The organism is Paenibacillus plantarum (genome assembly GCF_013141695.1).
GTDB lineage: Bacteria > Bacillota > Bacilli > Paenibacillales > NBRC-103111 > Paenibacillus_E > Paenibacillus_E plantarum.
In genome coordinates, this window is the sequence record NZ_WHNY01000004.1 from 296,697 (window position 1) to 311,535 (window position 14,839).

At 44.0% G+C, this 14,839-nt stretch carries 7 protein-coding genes; all 7 read right to left on the reverse strand.

From position 1 onward, the window contains the following. Positions 1 to 37 precede the first annotated feature (37 nt). Positions 38 to 5,116, reverse strand: coding sequence for a CBM96 family carbohydrate-binding protein (locus tag GC096_RS01045; RefSeq protein WP_171628443.1), 5,079 nt, complete (start codon positions 5,114 to 5,116; stop codon positions 38 to 40). 99 nt (positions 5,117 to 5,215) lie between these two features. Continuing rightward, a complete protein-coding gene (locus GC096_RS01050; protein WP_171628444.1) occupies positions 5,216 to 6,811 on the reverse strand; it encodes an extracellular solute-binding protein in 1,596 nt (531 codons plus the stop codon). A gap of 57 nt (positions 6,812 to 6,868) precedes the next feature. Continuing rightward, on the reverse strand, positions 6,869 to 7,726 hold the full coding sequence (locus GC096_RS01055; protein WP_246302500.1) for a carbohydrate ABC transporter permease: 858 nt from the start codon (positions 7,724 to 7,726) through the stop codon (positions 6,869 to 6,871). Positions 7,727 to 7,762: 36 nt separating this feature from the next. Next, positions 7,763 to 8,737, reverse strand: a complete 975-nt coding sequence (locus GC096_RS01060) for an ABC transporter permease (protein WP_171628446.1) — start codon at positions 8,735 to 8,737, stop codon at positions 7,763 to 7,765. A 180-nt stretch (positions 8,738 to 8,917) separates the two neighbouring features. Continuing rightward, positions 8,918 to 11,242 (reverse strand): helix-turn-helix domain-containing protein, encoded by a 2,325-nt coding sequence (locus GC096_RS01065; RefSeq protein ID WP_171628447.1) that lies wholly within the window; start codon positions 11,240 to 11,242, stop codon positions 8,918 to 8,920. 45 nt (positions 11,243 to 11,287) lie between these two features. Further along, positions 11,288 to 12,907 (reverse strand): response regulator, encoded by a 1,620-nt coding sequence (locus GC096_RS01070; RefSeq protein ID WP_171628448.1) that lies wholly within the window; start codon positions 12,905 to 12,907, stop codon positions 11,288 to 11,290. After that, positions 12,888 to 14,687: a sensor histidine kinase gene (locus tag GC096_RS01075; RefSeq protein WP_171628449.1), complete on the reverse strand. Its 1,800-nt coding sequence runs from the start codon at positions 14,685 to 14,687 to the stop codon at positions 12,888 to 12,890. Before GC096_RS01075 ends, GC096_RS01070 begins: the two co-directional genes overlap by 20 nt. Between the last annotated feature and the right edge of the window lie 152 nt (positions 14,688 to 14,839).

Sequence of the window (14,839 nt, forward strand, 5' to 3'; positions counted from 1 at the left end):
CCCCGGTCAGAATTATCTTCCTAACCGGGGCAAACCATCATTCTAGCGTGTGGGCAAGTTCAATCAAGATGTCTGCCAACCCGTTCGGAATGCGTTTTCCTTTTTGCGCTGATATCTCGTTCACATAAGCGCCATACTGCGAATGTTCCAGCTTTTTGACAAGCGAGTTAATCACTCCGTTCGATCCAGCACCGGTTACGAATCGCTGTGTTAATGTCATTAAGCTGTCCCTTGTCACTTGAATTGTGTAGCTTGATGTTTCGATTGAAGTGTTGCCTGCTGCATCCTCAGCAGTTGCCGATACCTGATGTGTGCCCAACCCCAGCACATAGGCAGGACTATCAACCAGCAGCCCGTTACAATTACTGTAAACAATGCCCGAAACGCTATCCGTGGCCGAACATGTTATCTTTACATTCTGTTCGACAGTAAACGTGCCAACGCCGGAAATCTGCACGACCGGGGAAGTCTGGTCAATTTTAAATGTAACCGACTTAGCTTGCTCCACATTACCTACAGCATCGGTTGAGCGGTATAACAACGTATGTGCTCCATCTTCAACAAACCTAAGTTCCTGCGTGAAGGGTTGCCATGTGGCACCGCCATTCAAACTATACACGGACTCTGTCACGCTGGACCGATCATCCGTGGCACTCAGGTTAACTTTGGCATCAGATACATACCAGTCGTTATGCTTCGTTCCGGCAACCGCAGCAACCGTACTCGGCGGTGTATCATCTGAAACGATCCACTGCATGGAACGAAACTTATTGGATAATTTGCCGTCGCCGATCCCGCCTCCCCACTCGATCCAACCTTTCCTGCCGTTACCATCATTGTCATTAACCAATAAAGAGAAGCTGATGACTCCGTTCCTTTCCGCTTTGATCGGCGTTAATTCCGACCAAGGAAGCGCCAACTCGTAAATCGTTTCGTGCTGATTTTCATCTCTCGTCACGACAAGATCGCCATTTGTCACTAACCCTTTACTTACTCCCGGAGGTGTAATCCAGCGATAAATTTGCGGACCGTTTGGTGTTTGGGAAATCCCATATTCATACCAACTGAGACTCTCTCCCGGGAGTCCGTTCGAAATTGCGAATTGAAAGCTGTCATTTTTATAAATGTCCGCTCCAGCAAAGGGTGCAGTCATGGTGTTATCTTTGACTCTGGCTGTGATATACAGACGATTCGAATCAAAGTTAAGCCAAAATTTCCCACTTAAATCATTTGCGCCTTGATAACCCGTCATCTTGACCGTACCCTTGGACAGGTCGATTGTGGAAGCAGCGGCTGCCGTTTCTGGATCGAGTCCTCCGCCAACGTTTACTGTCCCTTGCATAATGGGGTTGAATTCAGCCGTTCCTTCATAAGTGAACGGATCGAATTCATCAAAGTAAACCGTGACTTTAAGCGCATTGGTTACCCCTAGACCGTAACCGATAAGCGAAATATCAAATACATCTGCGGAACTGGACTGAACCACAGCATGTATTTCCTTCGTTCCCGATTGCGTACCGAACTTCCATTCGACTTTTGTAACTTGCAATCCTTTGGTGGCAGAAAGATTGTTGATCTGAATTTGAAGCGTTTTGGTCATCGTATCTACGTCGGCAAAAATGGGACGAACCTTGACTTCATAAGACTGGAGAGCTGTAACCGCACTCCTTATCATGCCGATCTTGTCATTCCCTTTCATCAAGTAACCCTTAACCAAGCGGACTCCGGGTTCATTCAGATTCGAGACGGTCAGCATTTGGGTAACCTTATGCCCACCCTCGGCAAATACCGGATATGACTCGCCTTCAACCTTCAAGTTAAATGAGTATGGTGCAAATGTTGTATTATCGGTTTCCAATGTCAGCTTGATCGGATCACCGACCCGAGCGGGATCTCCATGCAGGGAGAAGGTGGAATCCTTTTCGACTCCGGAAATATGCCCTTTTATAAAAAACGGCTCATCGTTTAATGTCACATACACATTCCCATTATAGGGGACGTAGGTTTCTGTATTTCCCATGACATCCGTGATTTGGATCGAATTGGTGGTATGAATAACAGCCGGGACCGACGAGCCTACTGCCCACAAAGCTCTTATTTGTTCACCGTCCTTTTCAAAAACATAACTTCGGATGTCAGCATCCATCGAATCCTCACTTACGAACTGTGCGCCGCCAAGTGCTCTTGACATCGTCGCATAAGCCGCGTAGGCAGGCTTAGGCGTGTAAGCGCCAAGTTTATCATTCGGATTACGGATGATGCCGAAATTATCTTCGTTATAATTGAGCTGAACACCATCGTTCATAAAATCGTACCACATGATTTTATCAATACCGTTCGCGATTGAAACGACGTAACCACGAATCAGGTAGTCCGCCTGCTTCTGTTCATCCACTCCGCGACTGTCCAGTTGCGTCGGCCAGCCTGTCTCGGAGATCCAGATCGGTTTCAACTGTCCATTATTGTAGGTCCGAATCAAGTCCTGTAAGCCTTTAATTTGACTTTCCAACCGCTCCGGCTCACCGGGATATACATAAGGATGAACGGAAATCACATCCAAATATTGCATGCCCCCAAGCTGGAATACTTTTTCCATCCAATTCAAGTCGATAGCCATGACCATACCCACAACAGGCATGTCAGGATGCGCAGACTTGACTGTTTCATATGTTTTTTTCAGCAATGGAAAATAGTTTTCTGGTTTGGAATCTGCCGGACCGTTTCCTCTGTCCCCGAAGCTTCCGTTGAATTCGTTGAAAACCTCGACGGCATCAAGCTGGCCATCGTAACGATCCACATATGCTTTCACATAATTGGCGAATCCTTCACGGCCCTCATCGGTATAGGGGGTGCTATTGTTATCGTAAAACGGGTTGTTGAATCCGGAAACAAACGTGAAATCAAAATGATCATCATTCAACTTCGCCATGTAATCATCAGGAGAAGGAGAAAAGGTGTATGAACTCTTTTGCTTTTCAATACTGTTCCATTCTCTGCCGTCCCGAACCATATCGATTCCGGCATATTTCATCATTTTTATCATATTAGCCGCATCTGCCGGCGGGATACGGTGCAGATGAGTAGCCATCCCGAACGGAGAATTCTCATGACCCGATTGATCTAAGGGAGAAAGCACGGCAAACGGAGTTTTGATGGAAATGGGATCACTGATATTCGATTGGACCTTAATTTGTAAAGTGAAATAACCGAACGTTGTAAAAGGAACGGTCAAAATGGCCTCACCCTGTACAACCGGACTGATCCCATCGGAAACCGCAGCTCCTTGATAATCATAGACTGCCCAGGATACGTTGGGTCTTGTGGTTATTACCTTAAACTGAATAGCTTCGTTATTAATAAACACATTGCCCGGACGAAGCTGTACCAGACTTGTGGATGGCAACATCGTTGTAATAAAGGGCCCATCCGTGCTCCATTGATTCAAGCCGTTCACAGCCTCAACCTTAAACGTGTACTTTTGATCGATTTGCAGACCCGTAACCGTATAAGAGCTTACAGTACCGGCAACCGTCCCCAGGATGATTCCGTTTTGATAGATTTTATAACCAGTTACGCCAACAGGGTCCGCCGCAGTCGACCAGTTTAATTGCAAGCCCGTTTCATTTGAATTCGCAACGGTGAGGCTCCCCCCCGACGACCAATTGGGAGCGCTTGCATTTATTCGATCTGTTGAAAGTTCCAGATAAGGCCGATTCACCGTGTTTTCCATGCTGTTAATTTGCACAGCATGACCTTGCGCAGCTTGCTCCAAGAATGCGAAACTGACTGTCTGATCCAACGCCTTTTGCCTTTTCACAAAAGCAGTCACATCGACTTCATACCAGCCCGCTGTTTTGCCTACATCGATATTGGCGATGTAAGTATCGATAGCTGGCTTCGTATTCCAAGTTACCGTGTTTGCTTTCCATGAATCGTCCTCCATACCAAAAACTTGGACACCAATTGTCGAATTCTCAGTATCAATGGCATAGATCTTTAATTTGGCCGACCCGATCTCGCTGGCAAAATAATTCAAATCATATTTCATATACGTTTGCCGGTTCAAGTTGGCATCTGCAGCAAAATTCTTCACGCCCAGCAACGCAGAAGTTCCATAGTTATCATTCGCGTTCCCTCCGCCCCGGACATAGGTGTCCTCGAGTGGCAGCAGAACCGTCTGTTTAGGATTGGGCAACGTTACAGTCACATAGGGCCCGTCGTTACTCCATTGATTCAGGGCATTACCGGCTTCTACCTTGAACGTAACCTTTTGTCCGACCTGCAATCCTGTCACTGTATACGAGGTTACCGATCCGCCAACCGTTCCGATGACATTTCCGTTTTGATAAATGGTATAACTGGCAACGCCTGCCGGGTTTGCAGCCGCCGACCAGTTCAATTGCAAGCCTGTTGCGCTTACATTAGAAATGTTGACGGATCCCCCAGACAGCCAATTGGGAGCGCTTGCATTTACTCGATCAGCGGAAATCTCCAAATACGGACGGTTCTCCGTATTCTCCACGCTGTTGATGTTCACAGCGTGACCTTTTGCCGCTTGCTCCAAAAACGCGAAACTTACCGTTTGATCTAATTCCTTTTGCTTTTTCACAAATGCCGTCACATCGATTTCATACCAGCTCGCTATTTTGCCAACATTGATATTGGTTATATAATGTTCGGGAATTGGCTTGGTATTCCAAGTTACCGTGTTTCCTTTCCATGCGTCGTCTTCCATGCCAAACAATTGAACGCCGATCGTTGAATTCTCCGTGTCAATGGCATATATCTTTAACTTGGCCGATCCGATCTCACCTGCAAAAGAGCTTAAATCATATTTCATGAAAGCTTGTCGGTTAATATTGATATCTGCATCAAAACTCTTTACACTTAGTGTTGTAGAGGATCCAAAGTTCGCATTCGCATTCCCTCCATTTCTGACATAGGTGTCTTCGATCGGATATACTTGTGAGATAACCGGATTAGATACCGCAGCTAAAGCAGACATTTTATCTTTTGCATAGGGAACAATCGGAGCAACAAAACCTTGGAGCAAAGCAGCTGTCATTGAAAAGGCTAAAACCATACTCGTTATTTTCAATTGCATCTTTTTTATCATTTACTCACCTCATATCGTTATTTTAAAATAGTTGCCAAGCGCTTTCCCCGGACATGATGGACATCCGGAAAAAGTACTTGCCAATTTCGGTACAGATTGTTATTTAAAATTGTTCTTGTTCTTCTGATACCAATCCTGGACCTGTTTATCTACGTTATCTCCGCCAAGGCGCTTCCATTCTTTGCGGAGGTCGTTCAGTCCATCCTGGGCTGTTATGGACTTCCCACCGGTAACCACTTTCGTTTCAATCTGAACAGCGATCGGTGAGAACGTAGAGATCAACTGGGTTAGTTCAGGAATATCTGGGCTGTATGGTATATCCCTCCGGTATGTATTCTTCATCGTCAATTCGAGCGATTTCGCCTTTAACTTGGCATAGTTCTGAGATATCTCATCTTTGGCCGCCATGTCTACGATTAATTTGGGTGTCATCATCGAATCGATCATGAGCGCGTATTCGCCGGCATAACTGACTTCCTTGATAAATTTGTCCTGATTGATGGTCTGCCGAGCGCCATCAACCGTTTTATAATGCACGTTCTCCTCCCCATACTTGAGAGGTACCCATCCATCCTTCAGCATCCAGTCTATAAATTGGATGGCCGATTTGATTTGATCTTCCTTCATTTTGCTGTTAAATACGGTAAATACGCTTGGTGGCGCTTCCTGATATAAGCCGTCCTTGCCATACTTGGTACTGATCGATTCAAGCGGAGTCAACTTCGCATCTGGCACATTTTTCAGCAAATCGCGATAGGCGTTATCCATACTCCCCGCACCCCATTGCCCCAAATATATGCCTGCTTTACCGGTCGTCAACAACTGGCTTGATCGCTGAAAATTAGTGTCTGTAATATATTCCTTGTCGATAAGCCCTTCGTCAAAGAGCTGCTTCTGGAACGCAAGCGAATCCGCATAACGGTCAAGGAGCCTACCGTATTCCAGCTTGCCGCCTTCCACATACCACTGATTTTCCTGGGTAAAAAATAAAGCGCGTAAAATACCGACACCGCTACTGCTTAATGAAATCGGTACGGTGTCCGCTTTGCCGTTGCCATCCGGGTCACCGTCTCTAAATTTGCGAGCGACATCGAGAAATTCCTCTGCCGTAGTCGGAGTCTTCAGACCTAGCTTATCTAGCCAGTCCTGGCGAATCCACATGCCGTGATTTGCGACCGTATCTCGAGCGAACGAAACCGCATACGTTTGACCATTGACGTTCAGATAAGGCTTAAGCTCCGGATGTTTCTCCAAATATGCTTTATACGTCGTGCTGTACTTGTTGATATAATCGCCGATCGGCTGTATAACGCCTTGATTGGCCAACTGGCTGATATAATTCCGGTCGTATTCCCAGATCAAATCAGGTGCTTCACCGGACGCGATTAGAGCGTTTAATTTGGGCTGCGCCTGGCTCCGGGTAATAGGAACCCATTTAACATTCACAGGTGAGTTCTCATTGATCCACTTTGTCCACCGGTTGCTTTCATAGGTGCCTTCCTCCGTCGGCACTGTACCGCGATCGAACATGGATACGCTGATTTCCTTCTTGGGACCTAGACCGGGTGCGGTGGTGGAACCGGGTGAACTGCTAGGTTGCACCGAAGTAGTCTGGTTGGAGCTGCATGCGACAAGTAATGTCAAAGACATGGTTACAGCGAGAACTGCATTTCCTGCGTATTTCAACTTGCTCATTCTTTTATCCCCTTTATCTGTATGATATTCATATCTAGCGTCAGTTCGCTCGGGACATCAACCTTTGACCGATCCGATCAAGACGCCTTTGACAAAATATTTCTGGAGGAATGGATATACGCAAAGAATCGGCATCACGGCAATGACGACAGCAGCCGCTTTAATCGCTTCCGGCGTAAGTAGAATGCGTTCCGCCGCATCGTTTCCTCCAATATTGTTTAATAAATTCTCATCCACCTTGTTGACCATCTGATACAGCTTCACCATGACGGTCAGTTTGGCCGACTTTGTGATATAGAGCATCACATTAAAGTAACTGTTCCACCAACTAACGGCGTAAAACAAGGATAATGCAGCCAAAATCGGCTTGCAGAGCGGGATAAAGATCTGCATTAATATTCGCAAATCGCCGGCACCATCCATCGCCGCAGACTCCTCAATTTCCTCCGGCAGCCCTTCCATGAATGTTTTCATCACAAACATGTTGTAAGTGCTGATCAATCCAGGCAGCCAAACAGCCCAATACGAGTTCATTAACCCCAACGTTTTGATGAGGATAAAGTTGGGAATGATGCCCGCGACAAACAACATCGTAACCGTGATCATCATCAGCAGCGCATTTCGACCGAGAAGTCTCCGTCTCGAGAGCGGATAGGCTGCCAGAATCGTCATGACCATATTAAGCACCGTTCCAACAATCGTGACGACAACCGTGTTGCGCATGGCCACGAATAACTGGCCATCGTCAAACAAACGTTCATAAGCAACTACATTGAACTCGATTGGCCATAAGAAAACTTCGCCGGAATTAATCGCCCTGCTGCTGCTGAAGGATGCCACAATTTCGTACCAGAACGGGAATAGGGTTAGTAACGAGATACAACCGAGAAGTATGTAAATACTTATTCTTGCCATTCCATTTAGAATCTCTTTGTTTGTCCTATTCATGGGTTACCATAACCCCCGTTCCCCGGATACTCGAATCATCCGGTTAACGCCAACGATCAGGATCAGGCCAATAGCCGATTGGAACAGGCCGATCGCCGTTGTATAGCTGTAACTCATATTCTGCAAACCTACCCTATACACATAGGTGCTAATGACATCTGCAACATCAAGTACGGAGTTATTTTGCAGAACGAGCGTTTGTTCCAACCCCACATCCATCATTTGTCCCATTCTAAGAATAAGCAGAATGGCAATCGTACTCCGAATGCCCGGTAATGTAATGTGCCAAATTTGTCGCAGCTTGTTGGCACCGTCCATCTTCGCTGCATCATAGAGCTGCGGATCGATCGAGGCCATTGCTGCCATATACAGAATCGTCCCCCACCCTGCTTCCCTCCAAGTGCTCGATAACGTATACACAATCGGCCACCAAAAAGAATCTGCCATGAAGTAAACGGATTCCCCTACGGTTAATTTCTTGATGACCATATTCACAATCCCCGTGCTCGGTGAGAACACGGCAACCACAATTCCGCCCAAAACTGCCCATGACATGAAGTGGGGGACGTACAACATATTTTGCACAATGCTCTTATACCATTTCCGCCTTACTTCATTAAGCAGAAGAGCAAGGACAATCGGGACAGGGAATCCAAGAACGAGACTGTACAAGTTAAGTACGAGTGTGTTTCTTAATATCCTCCAAAAGTCCGGGCTAGCGAAAATCATTTGGAAATGCTTGAATCCAACCCACTGGCTTCCGAATATGCCGTCCGCAAACCGATAATTCTTAAAAGCAATGATCTCACCAAGCATCGGAGCGTATTTGAACAGGACATAAAAGCTGATTACGGGCAGGAGCATCATATATAAATACTTATCCCGCATCAGCCTTCTCCATACCGACTGCCTGAACCTTCCGATTCCAACCGTTTGTGTCCCGGTCCGTAATTCTGTTGCCGGGAGCCTACCCTTCATATCGATTCACCCTCTCGTAAGTCTTTTTGTCAAACCTTTCGTTCGGTTACAATTTGATTGTAGGAGAGGTGACAAGAGAAGGAAATAGACGTGTTATGAGGTATGTTCCTTTTTATGTATATTGCCTGGTTACATTTCTTTAGGGTGGTACCTTTATCTTGGGTTTTTGCTCCTTGAAGCTTACTCCGACGCAGAATTTGCTTCACATCCGAGAACCCACTCCCGATATTCAGTGGGCGTCATGCCCGTATATTTTTTGAAAGCCCGAAGGTAGCTGCGTGTATTTGTATACCCAACCCATTCTGCGATATCGTTAATCTTGCGATTCTTAACAACAAGCAGCTCCTTGGAAGCATTGATCCGGATCTCAATCAAATAATCAATGAAGTTTTTCTCCATATATTCTTTGAACAGCTTGCTTACATATGTCGGATTTAACTGAAACTTTTCGGATAGCAACTCGAGAGAAAATTCACTCTCACGATAATGATCTCGAATGTAAGGCAACAACCTGTCAATTGTCTTATTGCTTCCCCGTTGACTGCGTTTCCCCTCAATTTTCCCGGCTAATCCTTCAAGTACAGTTTTGACGATCTGCTGCGTATCCTGCCAATTGTCGCATTGATGTATCCGTTGGTGTAGATTACCCATCTCTTCAAGTGATTCCTCCGTATTTATGCCGACCGAAGCAACGACCTGCAATGATTTCATAATCAAATCGTAGGAAAGCTGCCTTATCAAATCGGGAGATAAGCTTCCGTTTACCGCTTCTCGAAACAATTCCGTTATATATTCCTTTAATTTCTCGTTTTCTGTCTGCTTTAATGCTTCTACGATTCGATCCGTCATCTTTATCATGCGGTAATAGTCCTGATTATCATGCCCCAGCAAATCCTCAATAGAAATGACTGAATGACTCCCGATGACCATTTTGTATTGCAGGGCTTTATGCGACTCGTCGTACGATATGGGGATATCCTTCATATCCTGATAGCATCTTCCTACACCAATGGTCACCTGAAGCCCGAATTGCCTCTTCATGACATCCAAAACCAACTCGAGGACGGCTAATGCACGCAAATGGTTTTGTTCCATATCTCCTTCTGCAAAGCTAAAAACAATGGCAGCGAAACCCGCTCCTAAATCAACAGCAACCCCCGAATTTTCCATATTCATCAACTCTTCCGCAACGTTGCATAACGCATACGTATACAAGGTTTCATCCTTCGGGCTGACGCCGCCCTCCTTACCGATCTCGGCTGTACACACGACAAACCGTTCAGAATACAAGTGTATTCCAGTAAATTCCAAGTGTTGGCGCACGGATGCATACTCCGTTCTATAGCCAGACAGCATATCCAAGATGATTCTCCATTTCAATACTGGCTTGGAATCCCGGACCTGCTTTTCTAGTTGTTCACGGTCTACAAACATTTGATCGAATACCGTTTCTAGGTAACCAAGCCCAACAGCACTTCTCATCGGCTCATCTTCAGGATGGACTGGCTTGAACGCTCCTGACATTTTCCCGGCTAATCGATCCAAGGGTTTAAAGGTCCGACGGTTTACGTAAAAAAGAACACTTAGAGCTAAAAGAACCATACCGATGGCAAATGCAATCATTAGACTCCGTGTAGACTTCAAAGGCTGATATACGTTAGATTTGGGAATAACGCTGACAATTCGCCACCCCGTATAAGTAGAGGCCGTATAAAATATCGATTGCTCAATTCCCTCCATTTTCACTGTGAAATGTCCGCTTCCGTTATGGCTCAAGATCTGTTGAATATAAGGAATGTGTGCCAAGTTCTTATATAATTGCGTTGCGTCGTCATGAGTCACTATGTTTGCTTGATCATCAATAATGAAGGTATGTCCGCCCTGGTCTTCTTCATACACATCCTTGATCATCCGATAAAGAACATCTTCACTGATATTGATGGCAACAAGTCCCTTTCGATATTCAGGGCTGCTGATCGATGGATAGGAACGAATTAGCGTGACAACATCCTGTTCTTTTTCGCCATCCCATACTTTATGCGTAGTCAGCCATTTTGAATGCCCTTTCATCTTGATATAAGTAGCCAACCAGCTGTCTTTCGAGTCACTTCTCTTCATATATGTTTTATCAGTCAGCATATCGCCACTTACCTCTGAATAAAGGAATATTGAAGCAAACAGTTCATTCGTGTGCACAATCGTCTTCAGTTTGTTTGATAATCCAAAAAAATTCGCATATTTCTGAGCTGCATCATCATAACTGTCATACATAAAATATACATACTCTAACTCCTGCGACATATTGAGCAAATCTTTCTCCGTTTGACGAAACACGATCTCGATTTTATCATCAATTTGCTTCAACAGAGCAACATGAGTATTCTTCAGATCCTGCTCCAATCGTCCTACGGTACCTGTATAAGACAGCCAAAAAGACAAAAAAATGATCGTTATGAAAACCAAACTGTAAACAAACATGACCTTTCCTGAAATGCTGAATCTCATAGACTACCCCTCTCTATTACAATCACTCGCTTTATATCGCTAGTCTTATTGACGGAATTCAGTAGGAGTCATCCCGATCTTCTTCTTGAAAAGCCGACTAAAATATTTTTCGTCTTGGTACCCCACTTGATTGGCGATCTCATAGGTTTTGAGATTAGAGCCGAGCAGCAGTTCCTTAGCTTTATCCATCCGAACCTGGGTTACATAGTCAGTTAAATTTATGCCTTCTACCTGTTTAAACAAAAAGCTTAGATAGACAGGCGACACAAAAACTTCTTTGGCAATGGTATCCAAAGAAAGGTTACTTGCATACTTGGTTTCTAGCATAGTTTTAGCAGCTTCCACAACGTTATTCCTGCCGGATTTTCGCAAATCAACGGTTAACTGGAGCAAATAACGAAGAAACGTTTTGCAAATTTGACTAAGTTCCTGCAAGGTAGCAGCGGCTACAACGTATTGAATTTGCTCAGCAGTCAATAGATGATCCAATTGCAACTTGGGATGCAATTCGGAAATAACGCTGGCGCCATATATCATGGCTTGCAGACTTTCCGTTTTCGTTAATGGAATTGTAATCTCCTTCTCTTGCAGTTCATTGAAAAATGAGTGCATCCAATCCTCTAATTCCTGAAGATTACCTATCTTAAGTGCCATTCGCAGCCGTTCATAAGCAGTTGATATTTCTTCAGTTGTAGACGCTTCAGTTATTAAAGACTCCCGTCCATCGTTCTTTCTCTTGCTCTTTGACATTTCCCAGTCTAAGTCATCAATAAAAATGACTTCGTTTGGTCCAGTGTAATATTTATATTCCAAGGCCATTTGAGCCTGTTCATAGGCCATCTTCCCTTCGAGAACCAATTGTTCATTATGGGCTGAGATCCCGACGGTAACAAAGTATTTTAAGGTTTGCTTAATATTTATCACCAAATGCTGCAGGTCACGGCGAAGTTCCTCCATAGCAAATGACATATTAATAATCATCACAAACTGTCCCGATTTCTTCAGAAACATGCATTTATTTTCCCATCGTTGCAACGTTTCCTCAGCAATATTCTGGATAGCGAAATTCATCAGTTGCTGATCTTCATAATTATAATTTCTGAGGGTTTCGGGGTCCTGTTCAATTTGCAGCAAGACCATCCGGAAAGGCTGCAAGGTCAACGGAACCTTCAGGTAGGCAGTTTTCTCCATAAACAACTTCTTGTTAAGTCGAGCTCCTTCCAGTAAGCTTCTTAAAAACCTGTCACGGATTAGAGGCATATTTTCCTGTAGTTGGTGGTTGCGTCGGTTTTCTTCCTCCCATTCTTTTTTTATTTTAATGAGCACTTCTAACATCATATCCGTGTCCGGCGGCTTAAGAAGGTAATCCGAAGCTCCAAGCTGAAGTGCTTGTCTGACATAGTCAAATTCATCGTGGCCGCTGAGAATGATGGATTTCATTGACCATTTCCGATTGCGAATTTCTGTAAGCAATTCCACGCCCCCCATGATTGGCATTTGACAATCCACTATAATCAAATGGGGCATTATGCATGCCATTTGCTCCAAAGCATTCCTCCCATTTTCAGCCGGCGGAAGCCATTCAAAGCCGTATTCCCCCCATGGAATTAACATGCTCAATCCTTTTATAACAATCGCTTCATCATCAATGACCATGACTTTCATATAGTTTCCCCCATTGTGTTTCATTTTCGATGATTGGAATTCTTACAATCACAGTGGTGCCGATCTCAGGAATACTGTTGATTTGCAGGGCATATTCAGGACCAAACATCATCTGCAACCGTTCGTTCACATTTCGCAAGCCATAACCGCCTTTACTTCGTACTGGTATGTATAACAGTTGTTCCACCTGATCCGGATTCATTCCATTACCATTGTCTTGAACGATCCAAACAACATCCCTTTCTTGAACATAAGAACCAATTAATAGTACTCCTTGGCGATCTGTAGGCGGTTCGAACGCATGTAGGATGGCATTTTCCACAATAGGTTGGAGAAGAAGCTTCAACGTAATAAAATGGCCAATGGTGGAATCGATATGATAAATGGGAGTGAATCGACTAGGAAAACGTGCATGTTGAATATTGATATAGGCTTTGATTTGATTCATTTCATTTTCTAATTTGTAGTAATCTTCACCCTTATTCAGCGAAAGCCGGAACAATTCGCTCAACGATTGAACGACTTTAGCCGTTTGGTTATCTCCGTTGATTTTTGAACTAAAGAAAATGTAATCCAACGTATTGTACAGGAAATGTGGCTCAATCTGTGCTTGAAGTGTTTTCAATTCAATCATTTTCTGATTCGTTTGACTGATATAAACTTTCTGAATTAGTTCATTCAATTGGGCGACCATTTCATTATACTTTTGCGTGAGCAGCCCGATTTCATCTTTCGACTCCACAGGGACCTTTTGATTAAAGTCCCCTCGTTTAAAATTGTTCATAGACCGAAGCAATTTCTTAATAGGCAGTGTAATGCCTTTAGAAAGCAATATAGACATCACAATCGCAACTAGCAGGAGTGAGAACGACAATATGATCGTGCTGCTGAGCACAATGCTATATTGCTTTTGGATGTCGTCCATCGGAGTAAGGCTCACAATATGCCATCGATATAGCTCAATAGACGTGTTCGCAGCTAAATATTTTTTATTTCCTATTTCATAGATCCAGGTTTGATTGGGCTGAAGCAGATTTTTAATTCCGTTCACATTGTCCTTAAAATGCTTGCTCATTTCTTTATCATCCAACTTACTTGCAACGAGTCGATAATTGTCGTCGAAGAGAAGCAGATTGGTCGTCCGACTGATCTGCACATCTTGGATGGCATCTCTTATGGCATCTCTATTAATTCCAAGAAAAAACATCCCCAACTTTTTGTCTGCATCATACAAACTTAGAATACGTCGACCTAACACGATGTCATTGTAATTATGCGCGTAAATAAACAAAGGCGATCCCGAATAATCCAAATGAGATTGACCGTTACGCGCAGCCGTAGCCATATATAATGGGGACTCTTTAAATTCTTCATAGGGTACCACCTGCCTGAAAAACTCCGAGAAATCCTTAAACATAAAATCATTTTCTCCATACAAAACAATAAATGATATATACTTTTTAGCTTGTTTTAAATTAGATAAATAATTGAAAATTGTCTTTTGTGGATCTCCAATATACGAAGGAGCAGTTTGGCTTAGCATCGATTGAATGGTTTCGTTCCCCACAATAAAGGAAGAAAGGTCGGTGGCATCATCCAGCATATGCTTAATATTGTCGGCAATAAGCCGGATGATTTGCACTTGATTCTGCATCGTCTGTTTCTCCAAAAAACGGGTTGCTATGTAGTATGAAAAGCTGCCAAGGCCAATGACGGGAATAAGCACGAGCAAAATGAAGGAAACAAGCATTTTGGTTTGCAATGTTTTGAATTGAAGCATCCTGTTTTCTCCTCACTTATGTTAATTACTAGCATTATAAAGCTTTGCAAACGTCTAAGGTATAGCCTTTCCCCACTTGCTTGAATAAGTCCACTAATCCTTAAAATCGTCACATTGTAATAAAATTCGAGAACATTTACGATAAATTTGTA